Origin of the sequence: Nocardia arthritidis NBRC 100137 (assembly GCF_001612765.1) — a bacterium.
Taxonomy (GTDB): domain Bacteria; phylum Actinomycetota; class Actinomycetes; order Mycobacteriales; family Mycobacteriaceae; genus Nocardia; species Nocardia arthritidis.
In genome coordinates this window covers 140381-165766 of record NZ_BDBB01000016.1, presented here as the reverse complement: position 1 = coordinate 165766, position 25386 = coordinate 140381, and the positions used below count along the sequence as shown (strand labels likewise).

Below are 25386 nucleotides of genomic sequence, written 5' to 3'. Positions count from 1 at the left end.
TGCACGACAGCGCTGCGTCGACGTCCGCGATAGGAGGTTTTGCGGGGCGACACGGGCCGCCGGACAGCGACTTCCGCGTCTGCGATGCATGTTGCCCCGCCGAAGCGCATGGTCCCGCGCCCACGGGTGCGCACTTCCGCAGCGACTTCTCCACCTGATCTTCTATATCGCACGTAATAACCAGGGACAGGGTTCGCTGGGCATAAACTGGGTATCTACCGCAGGACTGAAGACATCCGACGCAGAGCAGGGCCATGGCCGGTTCGGACCCGTTCGCCACACAGCACGATCGGCCTCCAGGTATCGAGCGGGAACTGGAGGGCGCGGGCCTCGACGACCCCGAAGTGATCGGCAAGGGCGGATTCGGTGTCGTCTACCGCTGCCGACAGCGGGCGTTGAATCGCAGCGTCGCGGTCAAGGTCCTCACCGCGCGGCCGGAACTGGAACCGGAGAACGTCGAACGATTCCTGCGCGAGCAACAGGCGATGGGCGCGCTGTCCGGCCACCCGAATATCGTGCCGATCCTGCAAGTGGGGACCACCCGCAGCGGACGGCCCTACCTCGTGATGCCGTATCACTCGCGCGGTTCGCTGGAGGACCGTATCCGCCGGGAAGGTTTTGTGCCCGTGCCCGAGGCGATCGGGATCACCGTGAAATTGGCCGGAGCCTTGGAGACCGCACACCGGGCCGGGATCCTGCACCGCGACATCAAGCCGGGAAATGTCCTGCTGACCGATTACGGCGAGCCGCAACTCACCGATTTCGGGATCGCCCGGGTGGAGGGCGGATTCGAGACCACCACGGGAGTGGTGACCGGCTCGCCCGCCTTCACCGCGCCGGAGGTGCTGCGTTCCGGCGTTCCGTCGGTCGCCTCGGATATCTACGGGCTCGGCGCGACGCTGTTCGCCATGATCACCGGTCACGCGGCGTACGAGCGCCGCTCCGGCGAGCAGATCGTCGCGCAGTTCCTGCGCATCGCCGCCGAGCCGCTGCCGAATCTGCGGCTCGACGGCATCCCCGACGAGGTGGCCACCGCCATCGAGGTGAGCATGGCGCACAACCCCGCCGACCGTCCGGCCTCGGCCGCCGCGTTCGGCGAGATCCTGCGCGATATCCAGCGCGGCAACGACATGCCGGTCGAGCACATGACCCTGCCCGCCGGCGATCAGCCCGCGCCCGAAGACCTCAGTACGCGGCCGCTGACCGCCACCGCGCGGTTCTCCACTCCGCACCCCAAGACACCGCCGACGCCCGAGACCAAGTTCCGCCCGGCGATGCCCACCCGGCCGCTGGTCCAGCGCGAGCGCCTGATCGACGCGTTGCAGACCGAGCCGCGCCCGCGCCTGGCCGTCATCCATGCCCCGGCCGGGTTCGGTAAGAGCACGTTGGCGGCCCAGTGGGCCAAGCGTCTCGCCGAGACCGAGAAAGTGGTGGTGGCCTGGTTGAACGTCGACCGTGACGACAACAACGTCGTCTGGTTGCTGACGCATCTGATCGAGGCGTTCAACCGCGTGAGCCCGGCGCTGGCCCCCGACCTGGCGCCGGTCCTGGAAGAGGGCGACGCGGCCGCCGCACGCTACGTGCTCACCACGCTGGTCGACGCCATCGATGAACGCGACGAGCGGTTCGCCTTGGTGATCGACGACTGGGATCGGATCACCGATCCCGCCGCCGTCGACGCCCTGCACTATCTGATCGAGGAGGGGCCGCAGCACCTGCAGATCATCCTGACCAGCCGATCGCTCGAGGGCCTGCCGCTCGGCACCATGCGCGTGCACCACCAGCTGGTCGAGATCGACGCCGCCGCATTGCGTTTCGATGCCGAGGAGGCACGGACGTTCCTCGCCGAGCAGACCGGGCTCACCCTGGCGGACACCGAGAGCGCCGAGCTGCGCGACTACACCGAGGGCTGGGCGGCGGCATTGCAGCTGGCGTCGCTGTCGCTGCGCGAGCACCCCGATCCGGCTTCGCTGATCGCCCACCTGTCCGGGCGTGATCACGCCATCGCCGAGTACTTGGCCGAGAACGTGCTGGACACCGTCGAGCCCGAGCTGCTCGACGTGCTGCTCAAAACGTCACTCCCGGAACGGGTCTCGGGCAGCCTGGCCACGGCCCTGACCGGGCGGCCGCACGGGCAGGACCTGCTGGAGAACCTCGAACGCCGCAATCTGTTCCTGCACCGCGTCGACGAGAGCGGCGACTGGTTCCGCTACCACCACCTGTTCGCGGAGTTCCTGCGCAGGCGACTCGAACGAGACCATCCCGAGCAGGTTCCCGAACTCCACCGCGCGGCGGCCGCCTGGTTCGGCGACCACGGGATGCTCAGCGAGGCCATCGACCACGCGCTGGCCGGCGACGACGGGGAAATGGCCGTCGACATCCTCGAGGCGAAATCCCGTGCACTGGTGGAAGACGCGCACCTCGCGACGCTTCTCGGACTGGTCGCCAAACTTCCGCCCGCGGCTGCCGCCGCGCGTCCTCGGCTGCAGATCGCCATCGCCTGGGCCCACGCGGTGCTGCGCAGACCCACCGAATCGCACGCCGCGTTACGGCTGGTGCGAGCCGGGCTGGACAAGGCTGCGACCCTCGACCCCGATCTGGCACTCGAAGCCGATCTCATCGAGTGTGTGGAGCGCGCGTTCGCCGACCATCCGGAAGGTGTGGACGCCGTGGTGAGCAAATGCCTGGGCCGGGCCGACACGCTGGGGCCGTGGGTGCTGTGCGAAGCCGCGAACCTGGCCGCGTTCACGGCGTTCAGCCGGTTCGACTTCGAGCGGGCCCGGGAATGGCACGACTGGGCCACACCGTTCTACCGGCAGACCCGCAGCACGTTCATCATGGTGTACGGCCACAGCCTGGTCGGCGTCGCGGCACGCGAACAGCTCGATATGGGGCAGGCGGAGCGCAGCTTCCAGACCGCGCTCGACATCGCCAAGTCATCGGGCCCGCGGTCCTACGCCGCTCGCCTGGCAGGCGCCATGCTCGGCGAGCTGCTCTACGAACGCGACCAGCTCGCCGCCGCCGAGCGCCTGCTGGACGAAGCGGGCCGGCTCGGCACCGAGGGCGGGCCGGTCGACTTCCTGATGGCCAACTACGCCACCGGCGCCCGGATCAAAGCCCTGCGCGGTGACCTGGCGGCCGCCGCGCGCCGGCTGGACGAAGGCGCCGAGGTGGCGCGCGCGCTGAAGCTGCCACGGCTGGCCACCCGCATCGCCAACGAGCAGGTGCGGCTGGGCCTGACGGCCAGCTACGTCACCGAGCCACCGGCCGGGGAAAGCGGTATCGCCACGATGACCGCGGAACTGCGCGAGGATTCCGCGATCCGGATGCTGCTACGTTCCGGAGCCGCCAAAAGGGTCGCCGCCGCGTCGGCGCGCGCCCGGCAGTTGCGGGATTCCATCGACGCCGATCGACGCCCCCGGGCCGCCGCCCAGGCGTCACTGTTGCTCGCCTCCTGCCTCGCGGCGGCGGGAAGGACCGAATCGGCCAAGGACGAGTTGGTCCCGGTAGTGATCCGATACGCCGACGCCGGGCTGATCCGGCCGTTACTGGACGAGGGGCCCTGGATCATGTCGCTGTTGCACAACTTGGACTACGACTTGCGCGAAGGACGTTGGGACGACGAGCGGCCGATGGTCCCGCCGAGGTTCCTGCACAGGTTGCTGGCGCGCTGAACGCCCCCCGCGAAGGGCTGCCGGAGTTCCGCGACGGTCACTGCGGCCACGGTGCGCGTCCGGTGCGTCGGCCGCGTAACTTCACAGACCGGAATCGCCCATCGCGAGGACCACACCCACGGATCGTTCTCGCGGCTCACAACACCGGTTGCGGACCGCGTGAGGTGTCGGTGTCCAGGATGTGCAACACCCACCGCCCCTTACCGTCGGCCTTCGCCCGGTAGAGGCCGGTGTCGGCGGCGTCGAGCAGCGATTCGGCGTCCGCGCCCGCGACCGCGGTGACGACCGCGCCGATGCTGATCGACATGCGTAGTCGCCGGTCGCCCGCCGTGATGGGATCGACCAGCGCTTCGAGCAGACTGTTCGCCACGGTGGCCACTCGATGGTCGCTGGCCGGCGGCGGGATCAGCGCGACGAACTCGTCACCGCCGATGCGGGCGACCAGGCACCCCGATTCGCGGACACTGTCCTGCAGGCGCCCGGCGACCGCGGTCAAGATCTGGTCACCCGTTCCGTGACCGTAGCGATCGTTGATGTGTTTGAAGCGGTCGATGTCGACGAAACACAATCCCGCGCGATCCCCATTGCGTGCGTCGGCGATCATCGCGTCGATGCGTTCGATGAGGTGACGCCGGTTCGGCAGCCCGGTCAGCGGGTCGTGCCGGGCCTGCCGGTGCAACTCCTCGCGCATCCGGTGCTGCTCGGTGACGTCCTCACCGACCGCGAGCAGGTAATCGCCCTGCCCGTCGACGCCCTTGACGAAGGTGATGGCGAACGACGCCCACCCGTAGCTGTCGTCGGCGCGGCGGATCCGCTGTTCCAGTCGCACCGTGCCTTGCCCGGCCGGGACCAGCTTCTCGTACACCAACGTGCGGATGCCGTCGCGGTCGCTGGGGTGCGCGAAGTCGTAGACCGACACCCCGCGCAGGGCTTCGGCGGGCACCCCGATCATCTCCGCCAAGCCGCGGTTGACGTCCAGCAAGGTGCCGTCGGTGTCGCCGATGGCGATCGCGATCGCGGCGTTGTCGAAGACCACGCGGAACCGCGCGTCGTCGGATCGGCGTGCCTCGCGCACCGCTTCCTCGTGCGAACGCGCCTGAGCTTCGTATCCCTGCCCGACCGCCGCGAGCAGCGCCGCGAGCCGCCGTCCGGTCTCCGGAGCCGCCCGGTGTCCGGCCAGCTCGTACAGGACCTGGGCGGACGTACTGGGCACGGCCGGGCCGACCAGTCCCGCGGAGACCAGCGCCGCGCCCACGCGGTGTCCGACGCCCGCGTCGAAGGGTTCGGCCTCCAGGCCCGAAGCCAGCTCCTCGACCATCTCGAGCAGCACGACCTCGGGGTCCGGTACAAACACGGACCCACCGGCGACGGCCTGCAGGGCGCGCCACCACAAGTTCGCCATCCTGGCGAGTTCGATCTGTTCCACCGCAACCCCCTCACCATTCAGGCCGGAGATAGCCCCCGACGCATCGTATCCACAGATGTTCGAGACCGTCGAGTACTGCCGCCTGGAAGCATTCCCAGCAATGGCGAGATAGCGGGATTATTGCAACCCGTTCTCCCTGAATATCGACGCACCTTTGTAACGCAGAGTCTTGATCTGCCAGACCCAGGTCGCCTGGACGCAGGCGATCAGATCGGCGAGGTGCGTCGATACGGTGGCCGCCAAGGCGGCATCCTGCGCGGCCAGGCGGTCGCAGCGTCCGGCGGCCACCGCGCCCAGCTGGCGGAACTCGGCCAACCGTGCGCGCACGATCTCGGTGGCGCCCTGCACGGCATCCTCCAGTGACCATCCGTGATGGTTGAGCAGGACCACCGGGATCAAATTGAAATCCGCCAGATCGACGATGCACTCCTTCTCGAACGAGAACACGTCATTCATCAGCGCGCCGATCTCCACGGTCAGTATCCGCAACCGGTGCAGATCCTCGGCCAGCCCGGCGTACCGGATGCGTTCCCACGGCAGGTAGTCGTCCCGGCCGAACTCGCACAGCGCGATCGCCGGATACATGCCGGATACCTGTGCCCGCAGATCGATGTACTCCGCCACTCCGAGCAACCCGCCGCGAGCCCGGGCGTTCTGGTCCCGGATCGCGGGCCGCAGGTGCTCGATGGTGGATTCGACGAACCGGTCGAGCCAGACCGGGTCCGCGAGCGCGGACAGCATCGTGAGGAACGCCGACGTCGAGGTCTCCAGGGCGGTGGCGTCCTCGGGGGCCGAACGGGTGCGCAGGAGCACGCACAGCCGGTCGATCGCCACCCGCGCCTCGCGCTGTTCGTCGTCGCGCAGGTGCCCGAACTTCTCCCGGCCGACGGTGTCGTTGAGCCAGAACAGAATCGCGTTGTAGAGACCGATGATCGTCATCCGCTCGGCGCTGACGGCGCCGGGGTGCAGGTAAGGCGTCATGCTGTTGTAGTGCGGTCCCGCGCGCTCGAGCCAGATGCCGTGCTCGCGGCAGAAACGTTCCACCTCCGCGCAAGCTTGCTCGCCGAACCGGTTGGGCCGGAAGTCGCGGCAGTAATCGACGATGTCCCAGTCGGGTGTGCCGAACATCGCGCGCAACGACCACTGCCGCCCGGTCTCCAGCAACACTTGATGTTGCCCGCGCATGTCGAGGATTTCCCGCTCGAGTGCCGATGTGTACTCACTGACCACAACGGACCCCCTCCCACTATGGTTACTTCTAATGAATTGTCTCCGACTTATCGGGAGTGGGATCGGTCGACGGGCGAAGATCACGCAACACCCTCGCCCCGAATGGCGTTGGAACGCCGGGCATTCGACGGCGACGCCGCAGCAAACAGTGGTTTCGCCCGCGGCGGGAGGGTCGCGATGGCGCATAGAGGCAAGCGGCCGGTTCCGGACGCGCGGCAGGGATCGGTGTCCTCGGGCGCGCGACCTACGCTCGATCTATCGGCTGACGGTCACCGAGCCCGGCGCTCACTTCGACGCGAGAACGTCGTGCATGGTCAGCAACAGATGGTCGAAGCAGGCTCGTTGCGAGGCCGGGCCGCCGCCCAGCGCGGGGACCTCGCCGACCAGTTGGCGCGCCAGCGTCCGCAGCTTGATGTTGGTTTCCTGGGAGCGCCACTGCAATACCCGGAACGCCTGTTCGGCGTTGATGCCGTACACGACCATGAGCACGCCCTTGGCCTGTTCGATCACCGCCCGTGATTCGACCAGTTCGGGCAGGGTGTCGTCGAGGATCTCCTGCCGGTTCTCCTCGAGGGTGCCGGACACGTCGATGAAGTAACCGGCGGTGCCGACCACCAGCCCCCGGTCGTCGAGCAGGCGATCGGCGACGACGATGACGTGGTGGGTTCGCCCGGCGGTGTCGATGACGCGGTGGCGGCCACAGAACGGCTCACCGGTTCGCACCGCGGTGGCGATGGACTGGGCGAGCAGCGCGCGGTCGTCGGGGTGCTTGTGCGCCAGCAGCAACTCCGTACTGGGTTGCGCCTCTCCCTCGGCGTAGCCGTAGATCGCGGCCGCTTCGTCCGACCATTCCCATCGCTGATCCTCGAACCAGAAGCGGAAGCTGCCCACGCTCTGCGGCGTGCCCGCGATGACGCTCGCTATCGCGGAGGCGCTTCTCAGCGCGAGGTCATCCATCCTCGTCACGCGGCCATTATCCATCGGCGCCCGCGGGCCACGGTCCGGAACACGAGATGAAACCAAATCGTGGCAAACTCTCCGCATCCTCCATAACGCGCCGTTTACCTGGATAGAAGAGTCATACGGACGGGCAATCAATCTCGTAGCAATCAAACTGCAATAACGTCCGCGACACCCGAGGGCCGGAAGGCGCGGCAGCGCACCAGCCGGCTTCACTCCTCCGGCGGCGGACGCGGGGGCGGGCATCCGGCGGTCGCTTTCCGGCGGCGCGGCCTTCCCGCCGCCCGCATGTCGACGCGGAGCGGGTCCGCGAGTATCCGCACGCGGGCTCAACCGAGTAGCCGGTTCGGTTCACCCCTCGATCTCGGCCGCCGAACGCAGAGCCCGCGAAAACACTGACCATAACGTGGATCACTGGAGGTAGTCTCTGTTGCTGTGCCCACACTCGGCACAGATCCGCTGCACATAGGCCGCATTCGAGGGCGAACGTCATAACACGTTCCAGCAAGTGCGTAGACCGAAGGGGTTGTACTGATGGCAGGCAAGCGCACCGTACTGACCGTCCGGTTGCGGCGGCTGGCCGCGATGCTGCACGAGATGCGCGAGAATGCCCAGCTCAGCAAGGAAGAGGTCAGCGCGAAGACCGGCATCAACGTCACCACGCTGTACCGGATCGAGACCGCCCAGGCCCGCCCGCAGCGACGCACCCTCATGGCGATGCTCGACCTCTACCGCATCGGAGACGAGCAGCGCGAGGATGCACTGGAGCTCCTCTCCGATGCGCTGAAGCCCGGCATGTCGCGCGCCTACGAGGGCAGCGTGTCGGAGGTCTACGCCGCCTACATCAACTTCGAGTCCGAGGCGTTGTCGGCCCGGCACTACCAAACATCCATCATCCCAGGGCTTTTGCAGACCTATGAGTACGCGACGGCGGTGATCGACACCTCCATGCCGAAGCTGGAGGCGGCGGTCATGGAGAGCAGGGCGAAGGCCAGGATGGACCGCGCCGTCAACCTGACCAAGGAGAACCCGCTCGAGCTGTGGGTCGTCATGGACGAGGCCGCGATCCGTCGTACCATCGGCGGACCCGCCGTGATGCGCGGTCAGCTCGACCGGCTCATGCAAGAGATCAAGCGTAAGAACGTGATCCTGCAGATACTGCCGTTCGACGCGGGCGCGCACCCCGGCATGGCGGGCTCCTTCACCCTGCTGGATTTCCCCGATCCCGCCGATCCCGAACTGGTCTACGTGGAGGGCATCGCGGGCGACGAGCTGATCGAGGGCCATACCGAAATCCGCCGTTTCGGCGTCATTTTCGATCAGCTGCGCGCCATGGCGCTGAGCCCGCGCGACTCCGCGGCCATGATCGTGGAGGCCGCGCGGCGGATGGACCGGATGGAGTAGAGCGTCCGCTCCCCGCGAAACGCGCGCGCACGGCCCGGTTGAACGACTATTCCGCGGCCGAATGGGTACCCTCGCCCTTACTGCCGAGGGGAGGACGCATGTCCGAAATCACCGCGAATCCGACATCGGAATCGGGGCCCGAACTCAAACGGGTGATGGGGCCGGGGCTGCTCTTGCTGTTCGTGGTCGGCGACATCCTCGGCACCGGCATCTACGCGCTCACCGGGAAGGTGGCCAACGAGGTCGGCGGGGCGGTGTGGGTGCCGTTCCTCGTGGCGTTCCTGGTCGCGCTCATCACCGGTTTCAGCTATCTCGAGCTGGTCACCAAATACCCGAACGCCGCGGGCGCCGCCCTGTACACGCACAAGGCGTTCGGCATCCACTTCCTCACCTTCATGGTCGCGTTCGCGGTGATGAGTTCGGGTATCACCTCCGCTTCCACAGCGTCGCGGGCCTTCGCGGCCAACTTCGCCGAAGCCTTCGACCTGGATCTCGGCAGCGGGGCCGCGGTGACCGGGATCGCGCTGTTGTTCATGGCCGTGGTGGCGGCGATCAACCTGCGCGGCGTGAGCGAGGGCGTGAAGCTCAACGTGGTGCTCACCTGCGTGGAGCTGACCGGTCTGCTGATCGTCATCGCGATCGGTTGCTGGGCCTTGGGCGTCGGCGATGGCGACTTCTCGCGCATCGTCGAGTTCGACACCGGGGAGCGCAACGCGGTGGGCGGCGTCATCGTGGCCACCACGCTCGCGTTCTACGCGATGGTCGGTTTCGAGGACTCGGTGAACATGGCCGAGGAGTGCAAGGAGCCCACCCGCATCTTCCCGAAGGTCCTGCTCGCCGGACTGCTCATCACCGGGCTGATCTACGTGCTTGTATCGATCAGCGCGGTCGCGCTCGTCCCCGCCGACCAGCTCGGCGAAGGCGACACGCCCCTGCTGAAGGTGGTCGAGGTGGGGGCGCCGAGCTTCCCCACCCACGTCTTCGCCTACATCACCATGTTCGCCGTCGCCAATTCGGCGCTGATCAACATGCTGATGGCCAGCCGCCTGATCTACGGCATGGCCCGGCAAGGGGTATTGCCCCGGCCGTTCGGCCGAGTACACGAGCGGCGCCGGACGCCCTACAACGCCATCATCTTCACCACGCTGCTCGCGCTCGGGCTGATCGTGTTCGTCGGTGAAGTGCCCGAACTCGGCGGTACCACGGCGCTGCTGCTGCTCGCGGTGTTCACCGTGGTCAACGTCGCCGTGCTGGTGCTGCGCCGAGACCCCGTGGCGCACAAACACTTCAAGACGCCGACGCCGCTACCGGTGCTGGGTGCGCTCAGCTGTGGCTTTCTGGTCACGCCGTTCACCGACCGCAACCCGGCGCAATACGCCATCGCCGGCGTGCTGCTGGCCATCGGAATCGCGCTGTGGGGCCTGAACTACCTGGCCATCCGCGCCATGCGGGCACAACCCTTGGACAGCCGGCCGCCCGCGGAGTGACCGATCGGCTTGTGCCGCTGCGGATCACCTCCCTCGGTGTGCCGGAATTCCGCAGATGACTAGTCGCCGCCCGATAGGTAAGGTGGGCGCCGATGACCAGCATGGAAGCCCGTTTCGGGGATGCCACCCGGAGCGTGCCCCTCCCCAACCCGTGGAACCTCACCGCTTATCTGGCTGCGGTGGCGGCCCATCGCGGACGCTCGATCAGCCTGCACCCCGTGCCCAAGGCGATGTTGGCCGATACGGGCTGCGGTGGAGGCGGCCTGTGGGTGGCACGCAAGCACGACGACATCATCGTGTACGACGCCGCGGCGACCGGCCGCAACGCCGATCACGTCATCCTGCACGAGATCGGTCACATGCTGCTGGGTCACCACAAAGACCAGGAACGCGGCGATCCGTTGCCGCCCTCCTTGGCCGTCATCCTGCCCTCGATCTCGCCGCACTCGATCGAACACGTACTCGGCGCCGCCGATTTCGGCGCCGATCGCGAGCGGGAAGCCGAGGTCTTCGCCGACATGACCATGGTGTACTCGACCCTGCCGCGCCGGCGCAAACGGTCGTTCCGGCTGTTCGGGCGTAACGGATAGCTACCAGCGGTCGTAGCACCCCTCGGGTAGTCGCCTCGCCCCGGCGCGCAGATCGTCGACGAGATCCTGGTAGCCGTCGGCCAATTCGTCGATCCGGACCCACGCGTCGTAGAAGACCGATTCCGGCGCGTGCGCGAGCGCGACGAACGCCTGGGCGGCCAGCCTGGCCAACCGGTCCACCATCCGGCCCACGGTCTCGGCGTGCTCGGGAGCGGCGGGCGGCGGGATCGGTGTCGCCAGGGTGACCCAGCGGTCGATGCCGCGCACGAGTTGTGCCCGGCGCCGGTCGAGTTTGTCGCACCGGCTCGCGGGCGTGCGTTCGCGCGTCTGGTGCAGCTGAGCCAGTTCGCCGGCCGCCTCCAGCATCGGATGATCCATGTGCGGCAACCCACGGAAGGCGGCCAGCAGCAGCTCTTTGCCGGGAATCACCCGAGCCTCGGACGCCTGGTCCATTTCCGGAACCCCCCTTCCGACCAGGATGGACGCGTCTAGGCCACGTCCTCGATGCCTTGCCTCGCCGGTGTCCCGGCACTGCCCGAACATCCACATATGCCTAGCGTGACCGAGAGTCGCGTCTGCCGCATCGGATTCGACGAGTTCCGCTCACGCGACACGCCCATCGCCCCGATTTTCCCGGTCCCCGCCCGGCACCGCAGCCGTGGCAAACATCCAGTGACCTTGCGTTTTTCGAGGATAGAGCCATCTTTCCCGGGGCTATTGCCATCCGAGCCGACACGCCAGCCACTCTCGAGCGAGTTGGGCAAACACCGATTGATGCTTGCGCAAACAGGGCGAACGGCGGACCCGGCTTCCGGCAGCCGCTGCCCGGTAGCCGGCGAGCGCGCAGACGAAGGTTGCGGCCCATAGGCATCCGCCACCGTCGGCACCTCCGACAGCGGGCTCGGTGTCAGCTCCGTGGCCAACCGCGTCACCAACGCGAGGGTGTCCCGCAACTCCCCCGGCTCATCGAGCCGCGGAAACGCCCCCTCGACGTCGTCGAACCCGGCGACAAACCACCCCGCGATCTCGCTGACGAACCGGCATCGCGGCGCGGGCGCCGTCGCGGGCAGGCGCGACGCGATGTGCGCCTCCTGCCGATACACCTGCGCGAGTTCGTCTCCCGCCTCGATCGCCTTGACGAAGGCCGGCTCGCCTCCGCCGGTGCGCACGCGCACTGCGACGCCGTGGCCGAACCCGCCACGCTGATCCACGGCCGAGCACACGACATCCCCGAGCAGGCGCTCTACTTCCAGCCGCACCGGCTGCGGCACCTCGCTCCGCTCGGTCCGCAACGCGGTGTCCAGGTAATTCACCATCGCCCCATGGTCCGAGCCCCACCCGCGAACCGGTACCGAATTATTCGTCCTGGCATGAAGACTCAGAAAATGGTCTCGTAGGCGTCGAGGTAGTCCTGACCGCCGATGTATGTGGTGTGGCCCGGATCGGCGGCAGCGGTGGTGGCCAGGGCGACGGCGGTGGCGAACTCCGCGACGGTGGGCAAGGCGCCCTGGTCGCGGCGCGCGGCGACCGCGTCGGGGTTTCGGCGCTCCAGCAGCTGGACGATGATCGTGCCGTCGATCATGTCGCCGGAGACGACGTGCAAGGCGATGCCCCCGGCGGTGAGTTCCGGGATCATGGCGCGTAGCGCGTCCTCGCCCGCGCGCTTGCTGGCGGCGATGGGTTCGTAGTCGGCGGGCACCGGTTTGCGGCCGTGGAAGTGGGCCTGATGGCTGGTCACGAACACGATCCGCGAACCGGAAGGCATATACGGCACGGCGAGTCGGACGAGCCGTTCCTGCGCGTCACGATTGAGGGCTATCGCGTAACCGGGCGAGGCGTTGCGCTCCAGCCCACCGGACGCGTTGAGGATCAGCACATCCAACCGGCCGAACTCCTCGACGACCCCGGCGACCAGGACGCGTGCCGAATCCGCGTCGGCGATGTCCGCGCCCGCCGTGGACGCATTGCCGCCCGCCTGCCGGATCGCCTCCGCCAGCGTGTCGGCGCGCTTGGCCTTCTCCCGGTAGTTGATCACCACGTGGTCACCCCGCGCCGCGAGCACCCGAGCGGTCTCCGCGCCGATGCCGCGGGAGGCGCCCGTGATCAGAACGATTCGCCGTCCGGTCGTGTCGTCCACTGTCACCCTCTCGGTCCGCCCGGCGGCCCGGGCCAGTGCTTCTATTTCAGAATCACTATGCTGGTTCTAAATGAGAAGCGCAAACGAACCCAAGCCGCCGCGCGGCCGGGATGACCCGGCGAACGAGCCGCTGCTGGCCACGATGGACCTGCTCGGCCAGCGCTGGATCCTGCGCATCCTGTGGGAACTGGAACCCGACCGCCTCGGCTTCCTCGAACTGCGCAGACGCATGGGCAACTGCTCCTCCAGCATGCTGTCGGTGCGCCTGCAACATCTGCAGTCCGCGGGCCTGATCGCGAAGAATCCCGACAAGTCCTATGAATTGACCACCGCGGGCATCGAACTCGGCACGGCGCTGGGGCCGGTCTGGGAGTGGTCGCGCCGCTGGCGGGTGACCCCCACCGACCCCCGCACCGACTGACCGGCTCACGCCCGGCGCCGACCGCAATGCGCACGGGCTCATGCGTGAACCGAGGATCGTCGCACCTGGGGCGCGCCGATCGCAGACCCGCAACGTCACCGACGACGATGCGAACCACCCACGGAGGTGCGGCCGCCAGAGGCACCGGGTCGGGCAGTCGTGCGCAGCGCTCCGGCGACATCGATCCGGCGCAGAACTCACCCGCGTCAGGACCTGAGACCTCTCAGCGAGGGTGAGCTGCTCGTGACAGGTTGACCTTCGAGTTGGTTGAGGCTCCATGATGGCCGGGTGACGAGTTCGGAGCCCGCAGGGTTGATCACGATCGGTGTGCTCGCGCGGGCCAGCGGGCTCACTGCGAGCGCGCTGCGGTTCTACGACGACTGCGGCCTGCTCGTTCCGGCCCGGGTCGACCCGCTGACCGGATACCGCTACTACGCCGAGGAGCAGCGAGAACGGGCGACGCTCATCCGGCAGCTGCGGGCGATCGAGCTACCGCTGGAGGCGATCGCGGAGATTCTCGCCGGTGACGCCGAGCGGTCGCGCCGCCTGCTCGATCGTCACGTGGCGGAACTGACGCGCAGAGCACGCGAGGCCGCGTACGTCGCCGCGGTGGTCGAACAGTCGCTCGGCGCTCACGTGGCGGCCGACGCGGCGGCGCTCGCGGAGGCGATCGACCAGGTTCGGACAGCCGCTGCCCGGACCCGGGAGATTCCCGTGCTGGCGGGTGTTCTGCTGGAAGCGGGCGCGAACGCCGTCACCCTCACGGCGACCGACCGCTACCGTCTCTCCACCCGCACCGTGGTGGCGAAGCGGCAGCACGGCGGCGAATGGTCCGTGGTGCTCGATCCGAACGGACTCGAGTCGATCACCGAGGCGCTGCGCGACATGGATGAGGTCGTCGCCGCACCGGCCGACGGCGGGCTGATTTTGACCGGAGACGGCGTAACACACCGGTCGGCTGTCATCGATGAGCCCTTCCCGGATCACCGTGCCGTGCTGTCGGGACTGGGACCGGTCCGCACCAGGGCGATCGTCGCTCGGGACATGATGCTGGAGATCCTTGAAAGGGCTTATACCACAGTGCGATTCGCGATCGGACCGACCGATATCGTGGCGTCCACACCTGACGAAGCGCGTCGCCTGCCCGCGACGGTCACCGGCGCCGCCTTGTCACTGTCGTTCGCTCCCACGACACTGCTGCCCGCCGTCCACATCGCGCTCGGTCCCGAACTCATGCTCGACATCATCGCGACCGATCAGCCGGTGATCCTGCGCTCCGCGACCGACGGAGACCTGACCACCCTGGCGATGCCGGTCCGGCCTCCCGACCACAACACCTCGAGATAGTCGCGCGGACGTCCACGCCCGCGCCCATCGACTTCGAGTGCCGTCCCACCCGCACTCGAGTCGGCCGTCCGGACGCGCCCACGACGCACCACCCCATCCATGCACACACTGCCCCCGAAGGAGACCCGCATGAACTCGGCAACCGACCCCGCCATGGACGCCATCACCAGCGCTGTCGCGCTCGGCCGCGAGGGCCGTCCGGACGACGCGCGGGACGCTCTGCTCACCGCGTGGGCCGCGCTCGGCCCGCAAGGCGACCCGCTGCACCGGTGCACGCTCGCCCACTATCTCGCCGACCTGTACAACGACGCCGCCGAAGCGCTCACCTGGGACATCCGCGCGCTGGACGCCGCCGACAGCCTTACCGACGATCGCGCGCGGAACTACGACGGATCGCTGCGGGTAGCCGCGTTCTACCCGTCACTGCACCTCAACCTCGCCGACGACTACCGCAGGCTCGGCTCGTTCGACGCCGCGCAGCGCGAAATCGACGCCGCCCGCGCGTGTCTGCACACGCTCGCCGACGACGGCTACGGGGCGACGATCCGAACGGCGGTCGACGAAGTCGAGTCGGCGATCCGCGAACGGCGCACCGAACGCCGGGACTCGGCGCCGACCGGTGGCCGATAACGCGCGAGCAGCCCGCACCGATCCGGTGCGGGCTGCTCGGGAACGGGCCTACTTCAAGCGCAGCTTGCCGAACAGACCGTCCTTCTCATCATCGGGCCCGGCTGTGAAGTACAGCGAGTCCGCGTCACCGAGGCTCTCGCCGTTGCCGAACATCAACGCCCACAGTCCCTCGATCGCGACCGGCTTGCCGTCGGCATCGCGCAGGTAATCGGCGAACTTGCCGGTGGTGTCGTCGTAGGCCAGCACGTGCCCGGCGCCGCCGAAGTTGCCGACCAGCAGTTTGCCGCTGAGCGGCCCGAACCCGTCCGGCGCGATCGTCACCGCCCAGGGCGCGTTGAGGCGCTTGCCGTCATCGATGATGCGCACCAGCTTGCCGTTGGCGTCGAACTCGGCGAGCTTGCCCTTGTCCGGTTTGCCGCCCGCGCCCTGCTCTTCGTCCTTATCCAGCGAATCCTCCTCGCCGGCGTCGAACCCGGTCGCGTCCTTCTCGTCCGGCTGCGTGGTGGCGTAGGCGACGAACACCCGGTTACCGACGGTCGAGACGTTGAACGGCGCGGGATCGCCGGGCTTGGCCTTCTTGCCCTTCTCCGGCGCGGCCGGGTCGATCGCGTCACCGGTCGCGAACGGGTTGGCGAAGCCTGCGGTCGGGATCAGCTGCCAGTTGCGGTCGAACGTCCGGACCTGCGGGTCGGCGCCGAAGTCGGCGGCCAGCAGCTTGTCACCGGACGGGGCGAGCGCGATGCCGAAGAACTGCATCCCCTGCGGCTGGCCGTCGAAGACCAGGTTCGCGGGCCCGTCGTGGCGCACGATCCGGCCCTCGAAGCCCAGCTCGGTCCAGGCGGAGATCTTGCCGGAGTCGGTTGCGAAGATGAACCGCGCCGAACCGTTCAGCGGCCCGCCTTCCGCTTCCACCGGCTGATCGTGGACGACGAACAGATCGGAGGTGATCGGCGCGGGGTTGAACACCACGCCGGTGGTCTTGCCCACGCTCTTGTCCGAAGTGTCGGCGTCGGCGCCGGGAATGGTGACGATCTTCAAATCGTCTTGGAAGAGCTTCTGCACCCTCCCGTCCGAGGACTTGGTCACATCGCCGACGAACTGGAACGATTTACCGCCGGCACCGACCCAGAAGTGCCCACCGGCGCCCTTGGGCCGGTCGGCCAGCCCCCAGGCGTTCACCAGGTCGGGGAAAGTGAACTGCGCCTTGTACTCCGCGTTGTTGGCCGCGAGATTCGTCTGGACGTATTTGTTGCCGTCGAGCGCGGGCACGTCGTCCGACTTCGAGTCCGAGCAGCCCGCCGCCACGATCAACGCGACACCGAGCGCCGACGCGCGCAGCAGACCACTCCGGGTCCGCGACCGAGGCAGACCGCCACGGTGCGACTCATTCCAACGTCCGTTCAACTTCTTGTTTCCTTTCCGACCACACCACATTGGTGATAAGGCGAAGCTAACCTTAGCGTGGAGCAAATTCGGGAGTACCCGAACGGTTGAACGAGGACGGGTTTAGGCTGTTCGCCGTGGTCGAACCCCAGCCTGCTATTGCGCTGCATCCCGATATCGCTCCGCTCGCTCCACTGCTCGGCACGTGGCGCGGCAACGGGCAGGGAGAATACCCGACCATTCAGCCGTTCGGTTATGTCGAGGAAATCCGGTTCGGCCATCTCGGCCGCCCCTTCCTCACCTACCGGCAGAAGACCCGCGCCGCCGACGGCGGCCGGCCGCTGCACGCCGAGACCGGCTATCTGCGTTGCCCGCGCCCGGACCGCGTCGAATTGATCCTCGCCCATCCCACCGGTATCACCGAAATCTGCGAGGGCTCGCTCGTGGTCGAGGACGGTACGCTGCGCATGGAATTGGACTCCACCGACATCGGCCGCAGCAGCACCGCGAAACTCGTCACCGCCCTCGGCCGGTCACTGCGCCTGTCCGGCGACACCATCGACTACACATTGCGGATGGCGGCGGTCGGCGAACCACTGCAACATCACCTCGCCGCTACCTTGCTGCGCAACTGAACCGGCCACCGGCGCTTGCTAGAAAGCGCCCGGCAACCGGCGCCGTCCCCTGCTCAACTCGGTGACCAGATCCTCGTAGGCGATCGCCAGCTCGGCCAGCCGCTCCCAGGCGAACCACAGGTCCCACCCCTGATCGGCGGCCATGGCCGCGTAGGCGCACGCGCTCAGCCGAGCGAGGCGGTCGACCACCGAGCCGACCGATTCGGTGTGCAGATAGGCCCCGCCACGCGCCGCAGGCAACCGAACCTCGACCCAGCGGTCGACGTCCCGGATCAGCCGGGCCCGTCGCTCATCGATGTCGCAGACCTCTTCCTCGCGGAGCCTGCGCGTGTGCAGCTCCGCGAGAGCGCGTGCCCGCAGCAGCACCGGATGTCCCGGCGGCGGCGCGCCCTCCCGGCAGGCTCTCAGCAGCTCACTTCGCGTCGGCAAGCCCTCGCTCACGGCGCGCCTTTCCCGCCCGCGCGGGCCAGCACGCAATTCACGATCACCATGCCGGACGGACGGAACGTGTCACGCGGCGCCACCACCCATCGGCGGAATACGTCGCTCCCGTCGGCGGGCGACGGCAGCGCGATTTCGCTGCCGAACGGCACGATCGAGACATCGAGCCGGAACAAGGCCGCGAACAGCCGCATGTCGTCGGGTAGATCGGGCCGGCACAGGAAAGTCCATCGGCGAGAACGAATATGCGCGACGACCGGGCCGAGCGGCCGGCCACGGAAAAGCATGTCGTCGCGCACGCACTGCCCCAGCCTGTCGGGCATCGTGATCCCGCCCACCACGCCGGCCTTCACCACGATCCGGCCGATCTCCGGATGTATCCCGGCGGGCAGCCCACAGGTGCGGCGGTAAAACGCGCAGCGGGACGCGGGTGTGTCCGCGAATGCCGCATGATTCATTCGCCAACCTCGATTCACATAGTTCGGTACGCGAGAAATCCCGGTCGCTGGACCTGTAACCGTTGGGACGGTTAAGGTTTCAGCACTTCTTCGATTCGGACCGGTCGCGATCAGTAGAGCACCGGATATTGCTGGGCGGGAACGTAATCAGCAGTGGAAGCGGGCGGAATCCGCCCAGGTTCCAAGGACCCCCGCCACACGGTTCCAGTTAGGTACCCAGCCAATACTTAGGCTACGAAAGGGAATTCGTCGTGAGCTCAACCGGATCCACCCTCCCCCGCCGCATGCTCGGCAGGCACTTGCGCGAGCTGCGGGTCAACTCGGGCATCAGTGCGGAGTACGCGCGCGACGCGATCAACGTGAGCAAACAGACCTTGTGGAGGATCGAGACCGGCCAGCCGATCCGGCTGAATCCGCTTTTCATCGAGCGGTTGTGCAAGGTGTACGGGGCGTCGGAAGAGCGGACCGCCATCCTGCTCAATCTGGTCGAGGAGACCAAGCGGCCGGGATGGTGGCATGCCTACGGAGACACCATCGCCGAAGAGTTCAGCCTCTTCGTAGAACTGGAGGCGGTAGCCAAGCGTCTCGTCTCCTATCAGACCACCCTGCTACCCGGAATTCTGCAAACCGATGAGTATCGACGCGCCCTCATCTGGGTCGACCTCCCCGCAATACCAGGACATGAGGTCGAACGAAGGATCGAGATGTTCAGGAAGCGAAAGGCCCGTTTGGACGACTCGGACCCCGTTCTTCTGGAGGCTGTCATCGATGAGTCCGCACTGCGCCGCGCGATCGGCGGCCCGTCAGTAATGGAACGGCAGCTCGAACACCTGGCGAGAGTAGGCGAACAAGATCATGTTTCAGTGCGAGTGGTTCCGCTTGCCGCGGAGGCGTACGCGGGCCTGGGAGCTGGGTCGTTCGTGATGCTCGACTTCCCGAAGCATCCGATCGCCCATCTCACCGAACCACCCGTTGTTTACATGCAGGGACTCACAGGCGACCTGTATCTTGAGAGGCCCGACGAGATCCGGCGATATCGCCAGACGTACGCCGATATTCAGCGATCGGCACTGGATCAAGAGCGAAGCCGAGCTCTCATCTACAAGATCGCGAAGGAGTACGCCGCGTGAGCACCGATCTATCCGACGTCACTTGGTTCAAGAGCAGCTACAGCAGCGCTGAGAAAGACTGCGTCGAGGTCGCGTTCCTGGGCGAAGGCGCGGTGGGTGTACGCGACTCCAAAGACCCCGCAGGCCCGGCGCTCGTGTTCCCCACCCACGAGTGGCACTCGTTCACTGCCCGCATCACAAGCGGCGGACTCGACCGGTCGCAGTCCTGAGCAGGCTTCTATCCGCGATCCCGGGGCCTCCCTCGCCAGGGGTTCCGGGACTGCCTGCACAACCCCACGGCTCCCGTCGCATCGGCTCGCTCGTCGGACCGCTTGCACCCGATGAAACCCGCCGGTAGCGTCGACATTCGCTGCGGGGGGCGGAGAAGCCGGTCCGGCCTCGAAGAGCCAGGACAATTACCGGTGCAAGGGGAACCAATGACATCAGGACGGACTTCTCGGCGACTGACCGTCCTCGCCGTCAGCGCCGCACTGGTTCTGACAGGCTGCGATTCCTCCGCTGATGATGCCGCGCCGACCGGAGCTGTCTCCACCAGCCCGAGCATCGCCGCTGATGTGCCCTCCGGTTATGACCCGTGCACCGACATTCCGCAGCGCGTGCTCGATTCGGAGAACCTGCGCCACAGGACCAACGAAGACCACGATGCATCCGGGGGAGTCAAGTGGCGTGGTTGCGGATGGGTCCAGCCCGACGGGTACGCACCCGCCGTAACCACGACAAACATAACCGTGGACATGGTGCGGGACAAGAAGTTTGCGGATACTCGCGAATACACGATCAACAGTCGTCGCGCCATCTCTACACGACAGGTCGAAGAGCACCCCGACGAGGTGTGCACGATAAATGTGGAGATGAAGGGCGGAAGCCTCGAATTCTTCTTGAGTAATCCGCCGTCGAATCGTAATACGGGCCACCTCGACACATGCGCGCTCGCGAAGACCTTCGCGGAGAAGGTAGTGCCGACGATGCCTGCCACAATCTAAAAGACGCTGATGCGATCGAACTCACCGGGAGGGAGTAGCACATGGGTGACGACAGCACGCAGCCGCTTCGGCCGATGACCAACGTCTTGAACGCGGCACGGGAGGGACAGTTAGGCATCCAGATGTCCGCAGAGGACTTCATCTACATAGACCGAGACTGTGAGTACTTCAAAATCGCCATTCGGTCGATCCAGAGGTCTATGGACTTTGTTTCACGGCAGTCCCACTGGGGCTTGGGCGAGGGCAACGGCGAGATGGTCTCGGCACAAACCTTGGTTGATAGATTCAAGAAGAAGGCTCGCGGAGCCGAGGACCGCAACAGCGTCCATCAGATCATGGAAGATCACTACCGCATCGTCGAGGACATCCAAGAAGTGCACCGGCTCGCCCGGGACCGAATCATGCAGGTGGACAGCGATTTCGCGGCAGACTTCAACAGACTGAACACCACCCTCCCCGAGCGTCCACCCGCAGGGGTCCAATTCGCACCGCCCCGGCTTCCGCTCGGGACGAACGAATGAGCGGCTACGAGAACAAGCGCATCCCGAACGGTGGCGAGCACGCCGACAGCTGGGAACACTCGCGGATCAACGACACGTTCAAGCCGCTCGATCCCACCGACGCGTTCAGCCAAGCCGACACGTACTGGCAAGCTCGCAACGAGTGGGAGCGGGGTGTCGAAACCTTCGCTCGCTCCATCCAGACCTCCATAGCGCAAGCCTGGTCCGGCCCCGCCGCGGAGCAGTCCAAGAGCGCCATCGCCAAATACACCAGCGACGCGCAGAATCTGACGACCTCCCTGGAGGAGTTGTACTACCGGGTCCGCGACGCCGCCACCGCGATCGCAGATACGAAGAAGGCGCTCCCGGACCTCATCGATTTCTCCGTCGGGGAGCGGATCTTTCATCCGACGCGCTGGATTCTGTCGGACGACCGGTCCGAGGCCGAGCAGTCCGCGCGGGTCGCGATGAAGGAGTTCTACGTACAGCCGTTCAGCGAGATGGACGGCAAGATCCCGGTGCTGCCCACTCCGGTCGGCCCGACCGCATCGGTGGACATTCCAGCGCCCCCGCCGGATGGACATCCCAGCGACGACAGCGGCGGGCCCACGACGAACGGTCCCGGCACCAGTCCTACCGACACCGGCACTCCCGGCGACCAGGACGGCGACGGCAAGCCCGACGAGACGAGCACCGAGGAGCAGCAGTCCACCGACGAGTCGACGCAGGACCAGCAATCCTCCGACACGACAGCGACGGACACCTCGACCACACCCGCAGGCGTCGACCCCACATCGACGACTCCGGCCAGTACGACGGACCCGACCAAAACCGTGCCGGCCGGCACGCCGACTCCGCACAGCCCGGGCTCCCCGAGCAGTCCCGGAACTCCCGGCACCACGAACCAGCCGCAACCGGGGCGCAGCATCGCGGGCGCACCGGGCACCGCGAGCACATCGGTGAATCCGGCCGCGGCAACGAATACCTCGGTCCGCGGCACGAGTGGTACGCCGGGCATGATGGCCCCCGGCGCTCGCGGCGGCGGCAAGGACGACGAATCCGAGCACAAGACACCGGACTACCTGATCACCCAGGAGAACACCGACGAGCTGCTCGGCGAAGTCCCGAGAACGTTGCCCGGCGGCGTCATCGGCGGCACGCCCGACTGACCGGGCCACACCCTTCTCGACTTCGCGAACGCCCGCATCGCGTATCGGCGGCGGGTGTGCGCGCGTGGACATTGGCCGCCTTCACGCGGCCGGATTGGACCTCACATGGCTGAATGGACCTGGGATCCCGACGACTTCGCCGCTCTCTGGTACGGCGACGCCCACGATCGCATCCCCGGCCCCTTGCGCTACACCAGTCGTTTCGCCTTCCGCGACGACTTCGCCGCCCACCGCACCGCCGTGTGGAAGCGCTATTCCGCCGACGAACGCGACGAGATCGCCGCGGCCTTCCGCACCTTGGGCGACTCCCACCTCCGCATCGAGATCCTCGGCGGCACGTGCAAGCACAAGAACAGCACCGGTCCCGACGACATCCGCGAGTACCGGATCCTCGGCGCACGCGACACCTACCGCGCCGTCGTCCTCAGCCAAGCGGGCAACCAAACCGAGCACGGCCCGATCCGCGCACGCATGTTCCCCGCCGATCAACTCCCGGCACGCCTCGTGAACGCCATCCCTCCCTGCGCCCCCGGAGCCGAGCGACCGGCCACCTTCCATCCCGACGACCTGACCCCCCGCCGCGACACCTACCTCAAGGACAATGCCCGCAACACTCCCCGCGAGCAATACCAGCGCCTGCTCGGTCGTCCCGTCGACGGCGGCGGCACCGCCGTCCTCCTCATCGCTCCCCTACACACCCGCACAAAACCCACCAAAGTCCTCCAATGGCACGACATCTCCGACGACGGCCGCTACACCGAACACCGCACCGACCACATCACCATCCGCCCCACCACCCCCACCGACCTGACCACCCACTTCACAACCTGGATCACCCAAGCCCTCGAACGCCTCGAACCCACCCGCCCCGAAACCTGGTAGGCGTGGGTCCGCTGCTCGCCGGTCGCGCGGGGACTGGATCCAGCGGCGGTGCGTCCGTACGCGACCGAGTCTCGTCTTCACGTGACTCTGCCGGGGCGCATGTATTGCCCGAGTGTGGTTCTCGCGGCGAAGCACGCTGCGGCAGGACCGACCGTCCAAGACGTGACCTCGCCCTTGCCGGGGCAGCAAACAGAACGGTAGTGTCTGTTCGGCAACAGCCTGAGGGGAACGAACCACTTTATTGCTGGAGCACTACGGCTGGCCGCGAGGGGGCTGGCGACTTGCGGGGCCGCGATGAATTGCAGCCCGTTTGTCACTTGATTCGGTAGCGGCCATTCGGCAGAACAATCCCACTGCAGTGAAGACAAAGGGGGAAGTGTGGCCACTGGCTTGATCGGAGTCGGCGTGTTCACAATGAATCTGGACGAGGACCGCCTTCCGGTGAACGTCGATGTGAGCCGGAATGTCCATGACCGCCTGGATCCGCTGGACCTCTCCGCAGCAGCGATGACCGGCTATTATTTGGCGCTGTGGCGGCATGACGCGCCGGTCATCGCATCTGGCAGATGGACCGAACTGACCGTATCCCCGTCTCGCCGTATGCAACTGATTACGCTCCTCGATACCCGATCGCTCGCCGAATACGAGATGGTCGAACGATCGCTGCGACTGAGTGATGAATTCGTAGGGCGAGGGCCGGTGACCGACTCCGGAGTGCCCTCGATCACGGTGGCCGCGAGCATCTCGCGCATCGGCAGCATCGAGATCGATCCGCGGTGGGCGGCCACGGCCAGCCCGTCCTATATCGCGCACGACATCCTCGACTGCGCGAATCAGATCCGGCAACAGCGCCCACGGTTCCACGAAGACGGCACATGGGCTGACCGCACCGATGATGAGCTCGAACACGAACTCGCGGAATACAAGCGCTACCTGATGAGGAACTCGTAATGGTCGATTTCTCAGCGGATCTGAACCAACTCGTCAAGGCCGCCAGAGCCTGGGATCACGCGTCGGACGCCCTCACCGTCGCCGCTACCGAGGCGCAGAGCATCCATTTCAGTCACCAGGACGTCGTCTGGGGAATTTTCCAAGAGACTTGGGAGGCCCAGATGGCGGCCGCACGGTATATGTACGACAGACTGGTCGAGGGAAGAGATGAAACCGATTCCATCGCCCGAGTTCTGGACCATGTCGCCAAGGTATATCAGGAGCAGGACCAGAACTTCGCGAACGTCCTGATCGAGCTGGAAGCGGATTACTGATGGGTGCGACGAAGTCTCTGGACGAGATCAACACGGTACTCGATAGGTTCTCGGACCAGATCGCGGAGATCAGGAGCCAACCCGCCAAGGTGGATGAGGCATTCCGGAAGGCGGCCATCGCCGCCGCCGAGGTCGAGGCAGCGACATTCTTCGGAATGACGGGTGCGGTAGCAGGTGCCGTCTACGGCGCGATGACCGAGGACGACTTCACCGGTTACATGCAGGACCACAAGGAAGAGATCAAGAAGAAGGTATCGGACATCGCTTGGGACTTCTATTCCAAGATCGTCACGGATATCGCGGACCTGCTCATAAAACTCGGGACAGCTCTTGCCAAGATCGTCACCTTTGTCGCCGCTCCGATGGTAATATCCGATACGATTGATATCCTCGGAAAAGCAATCAGCAGCGCCGTCGAGTACACGGACAAGCTTCTGGAAGCCATACTTTTACAAGCGCAGAGCATCAACAAGATACGGGAGTCGACAGAAAATCAGAAAGGGTTCCATAACAACCGGTGGCCGCGCAGCGCGCCCGACGAATTCAATACCAACTCTCCCAGCCCTGAATGGCAGGCGACATGAACCTGCGAAAGCTGCTGGTGATTTCCGCGCTGGTAGTATTGCTTTCGGCTTGCGATCTGTTTTCGCGCACTGAACCCGGAAGATATGAGATACCGACGAGCAGCCACACCATCCAGGACTTATGCGACTCTGCGAAACAGTTTTTCGTCACCCGCGCTGGTACCGAAAATCTGAAGATCAGCCCCGGTGCTGGTGGAAAAGCGCTGACCGATGAGATCGGCGGCGGCAACGGGTGCGCCTATGAGAAGGCCGACGGGTCCGTGTGGCCCTACCTCGGATACGTATCCCTGTTTCGCGTCGCCACCAGTGGTAACACCCTGTCCACACCTCCCGCGACGACAGAGAACTACCCGACCAAGGTCCTGACTGTGGACGGCGCGACCGTCAAGGTAGCCACCGAGCCACTGCCCAAGGAGGGCGATCACGCCACTACTCTGCTCGACGTCGACCTCACCGCCACGATCGACGGCTGGAAGGGCGAACTCCACTTCAGAGCCACCGAAGATCAAACGACGCGAGATGACAAACCGACACGAGAGGGCGCGCAAGCACTGGTGCACATGATCCGTACATTGAAGGGCTGATCGCTCTCGCTCGGGGCGTGGAACGACAACGCGCTCGTGGCACCTTCCTAACATCTTCCGCTGAAT

At 66.5% G+C, this 25386-nt stretch carries 27 protein-coding genes; 18 read left to right on the top strand and 9 right to left on the bottom strand.

Features of this window, described 5'->3' with window-relative positions; genetic code table 11:
• The first annotated feature begins 254 nt into the window (after window positions 1-254).
• Window positions 255-3674: a serine/threonine-protein kinase gene (locus NA8_RS13565; protein ID WP_063050722.1), complete on the top strand. Its 3420-nt coding sequence runs from the start codon at window positions 255-257 to the stop codon at window positions 3672-3674.
• Between the two features lie 136 nt (window positions 3675-3810).
• Here the strand turns inward: NA8_RS13565 and NA8_RS13560 are convergent, their stop codons facing one another.
• The 3 genes from NA8_RS13560 to NA8_RS13550 form a co-directional block, all read right to left on the bottom strand.
• Window positions 3811-5100: a GGDEF domain-containing protein gene (locus NA8_RS13560; protein WP_245663808.1), complete on the bottom strand. Its 1290-nt coding sequence runs from the start codon at window positions 5098-5100 to the stop codon at window positions 3811-3813.
• Between the two features lie 117 nt (window positions 5101-5217).
• Window positions 5218-6330 carry a terpene synthase family protein gene (locus tag NA8_RS13555; protein ID WP_157106676.1) on the bottom strand — a complete coding sequence of 371 codons (1113 nt, stop codon included), beginning with the start codon at window positions 6328-6330 and terminating at the stop codon, window positions 5218-5220.
• Window positions 6331-6615: 285 nt separating this feature from the next.
• Window positions 6616-7287, bottom strand: coding sequence for a PAS and ANTAR domain-containing protein (locus NA8_RS13550; RefSeq protein WP_063050721.1), 672 nt, complete (start codon window positions 7285-7287; stop codon window positions 6616-6618).
• A 537-nt stretch (window positions 7288-7824) separates the two neighbouring features.
• Between NA8_RS13550 and NA8_RS13545 the strand changes: the two genes are divergently transcribed.
• From NA8_RS13545 to NA8_RS13535, 3 genes are all read left to right on the top strand, one after another.
• The gene (locus tag NA8_RS13545) at window positions 7825-8694 is read left to right on the top strand and encodes a helix-turn-helix domain-containing protein (RefSeq protein ID WP_063050720.1); all 870 of its coding nucleotides are present in this window, start codon (window positions 7825-7827) and stop codon (window positions 8692-8694) included.
• Between the two features lie 98 nt (window positions 8695-8792).
• Window positions 8793-10181: an APC family permease gene (locus tag NA8_RS13540; protein ID WP_063050719.1), complete on the top strand. Its 1389-nt coding sequence runs from the start codon at window positions 8793-8795 to the stop codon at window positions 10179-10181.
• Between the two features lie 92 nt (window positions 10182-10273).
• Window positions 10274-10771, top strand: a complete 498-nt coding sequence (locus NA8_RS13535) for a hypothetical protein (RefSeq protein WP_063050718.1) — start codon at window positions 10274-10276, stop codon at window positions 10769-10771.
• On the opposite strand, the gene NA8_RS13530 is transcribed toward NA8_RS13535, so the two are convergent.
• From NA8_RS13530 to NA8_RS13520, 3 genes are all read right to left on the bottom strand, one after another.
• Window positions 10772-11224: a DUF4254 domain-containing protein gene (locus tag NA8_RS13530; RefSeq protein ID WP_063050717.1), complete on the bottom strand. Its 453-nt coding sequence runs from the start codon at window positions 11222-11224 to the stop codon at window positions 10772-10774.
• Window positions 11225-11259: 35 nt separating this feature from the next.
• Window positions 11260-12087 carry a hypothetical protein gene (locus tag NA8_RS13525; protein ID WP_063050716.1) on the bottom strand — a complete coding sequence of 276 codons (828 nt, stop codon included), beginning with the start codon at window positions 12085-12087 and terminating at the stop codon, window positions 11260-11262.
• 62 nt (window positions 12088-12149) lie between these two features.
• Window positions 12150-12908, bottom strand: a complete 759-nt coding sequence (locus tag NA8_RS13520) for an SDR family oxidoreductase (protein ID WP_439957387.1) — start codon at window positions 12906-12908, stop codon at window positions 12150-12152.
• Between the two features lie 70 nt (window positions 12909-12978).
• Here NA8_RS13520 and NA8_RS13515 point away from each other — a divergent pair, with 70 nt between their 5' ends.
• The 3 genes from NA8_RS13515 (at window position 12979) to NA8_RS13505 (ending at window position 15306) form a co-directional block, all read left to right on the top strand.
• On the top strand, window positions 12979-13329 hold the full coding sequence (locus NA8_RS13515) for a winged helix-turn-helix transcriptional regulator (protein ID WP_063050715.1): 351 nt from the start codon (window positions 12979-12981) through the stop codon (window positions 13327-13329).
• A gap of 288 nt (window positions 13330-13617) precedes the next feature.
• Window positions 13618-14676: a DNA polymerase III subunit beta family protein gene (locus NA8_RS13510; protein ID WP_169810499.1), complete on the top strand. Its 1059-nt coding sequence runs from the start codon at window positions 13618-13620 to the stop codon at window positions 14674-14676.
• A gap of 129 nt (window positions 14677-14805) precedes the next feature.
• On the top strand, window positions 14806-15306 hold the full coding sequence (locus tag NA8_RS13505) for a hypothetical protein (RefSeq protein ID WP_063050769.1): 501 nt from the start codon (window positions 14806-14808) through the stop codon (window positions 15304-15306).
• A gap of 48 nt (window positions 15307-15354) precedes the next feature.
• Here the strand turns inward: NA8_RS13505 and NA8_RS13500 are convergent, their stop codons facing one another.
• On the bottom strand, window positions 15355-16710 hold the full coding sequence (locus NA8_RS13500; protein WP_439957386.1) for a TIGR03118 family protein: 1356 nt from the start codon (window positions 16708-16710) through the stop codon (window positions 15355-15357).
• Between the two features lie 107 nt (window positions 16711-16817).
• Between NA8_RS13500 and NA8_RS13495 the strand changes: the two genes are divergently transcribed.
• Complete coding sequence (locus tag NA8_RS13495) at window positions 16818-17324, top strand: peroxynitrite isomerase (protein ID WP_063050767.1); 507 nt, start codon at window positions 16818-16820, stop codon at window positions 17322-17324.
• Window positions 17325-17342: 18 nt separating this feature from the next.
• Here the strand turns inward: NA8_RS13495 and NA8_RS13490 are convergent, their stop codons facing one another.
• Together NA8_RS13490 and NA8_RS13485 are read right to left on the bottom strand one after the other, a co-directional pair.
• On the bottom strand, window positions 17343-17765 hold the full coding sequence (locus NA8_RS13490; protein WP_063050713.1) for a DUF4254 domain-containing protein: 423 nt from the start codon (window positions 17763-17765) through the stop codon (window positions 17343-17345).
• A complete protein-coding gene (locus NA8_RS13485; protein ID WP_245663807.1) occupies window positions 17762-18121 on the bottom strand; it encodes a DNA-directed RNA polymerase subunit beta in 360 nt (119 codons plus the stop codon). The genes NA8_RS13490 and NA8_RS13485 overlap by 4 nt, the downstream gene beginning before the upstream one ends.
• A 353-nt stretch (window positions 18122-18474) precedes the next feature.
• On the opposite strand from NA8_RS13485, the gene NA8_RS13480 reads away from it, so the two are divergent.
• The 10 genes from NA8_RS13480 to NA8_RS13435 all read left to right on the top strand — a co-directional run bounded on the left by NA8_RS13480 (window position 18475) and on the right by NA8_RS13435 (window position 25320).
• Window positions 18475-19353, top strand: a complete 879-nt coding sequence (locus NA8_RS13480) for a helix-turn-helix domain-containing protein (protein ID WP_063050711.1) — start codon at window positions 18475-18477, stop codon at window positions 19351-19353.
• Window positions 19350-19562 carry a DUF397 domain-containing protein gene (locus NA8_RS13475; RefSeq protein ID WP_063050710.1) on the top strand — a complete coding sequence of 71 codons (213 nt, stop codon included), beginning with the start codon at window positions 19350-19352 and terminating at the stop codon, window positions 19560-19562. Before NA8_RS13480 ends, NA8_RS13475 begins: the two co-directional genes overlap by 4 nt.
• A 207-nt stretch (window positions 19563-19769) precedes the next feature.
• Window positions 19770-20336, top strand: a complete 567-nt coding sequence (locus tag NA8_RS13470; protein ID WP_063050709.1) for a DUF3558 domain-containing protein — start codon at window positions 19770-19772, stop codon at window positions 20334-20336.
• Between the two features lie 41 nt (window positions 20337-20377).
• Window positions 20378-20857, top strand: a complete 480-nt coding sequence (locus NA8_RS13465) for a hypothetical protein (RefSeq protein ID WP_245663806.1) — start codon at window positions 20378-20380, stop codon at window positions 20855-20857.
• Window positions 20854-22005, top strand: coding sequence for a WXG100 family type VII secretion target (locus NA8_RS13460; RefSeq protein ID WP_063050708.1), 1152 nt, complete (start codon window positions 20854-20856; stop codon window positions 22003-22005). Before NA8_RS13465 ends, NA8_RS13460 begins: the two co-directional genes overlap by 4 nt.
• Before the next feature lie 105 nt (window positions 22006-22110).
• On the top strand, window positions 22111-22887 hold the full coding sequence (locus NA8_RS13455; RefSeq protein ID WP_063050707.1) for an ESX secretion-associated protein EspG: 777 nt from the start codon (window positions 22111-22113) through the stop codon (window positions 22885-22887).
• A gap of 414 nt (window positions 22888-23301) precedes the next feature.
• Complete coding sequence (locus tag NA8_RS13450; protein WP_063050706.1) at window positions 23302-23838, top strand: hypothetical protein; 537 nt, start codon at window positions 23302-23304, stop codon at window positions 23836-23838.
• On the top strand, window positions 23838-24152 hold the full coding sequence (locus NA8_RS13445) for a hypothetical protein (protein ID WP_063050705.1): 315 nt from the start codon (window positions 23838-23840) through the stop codon (window positions 24150-24152). The genes NA8_RS13450 and NA8_RS13445 overlap by 1 nt, the downstream gene beginning before the upstream one ends.
• On the top strand, window positions 24152-24736 hold the full coding sequence (locus NA8_RS13440) for a hypothetical protein (RefSeq protein WP_063050704.1): 585 nt from the start codon (window positions 24152-24154) through the stop codon (window positions 24734-24736). Before NA8_RS13445 ends, NA8_RS13440 begins: the two co-directional genes overlap by 1 nt.
• Window positions 24721-25320, top strand: coding sequence for a hypothetical protein (locus NA8_RS13435; protein WP_063050703.1), 600 nt, complete (start codon window positions 24721-24723; stop codon window positions 25318-25320). The genes NA8_RS13440 and NA8_RS13435 overlap by 16 nt, the downstream gene beginning before the upstream one ends.
• Window positions 25321-25386: the final 66 nt, after the last annotated feature.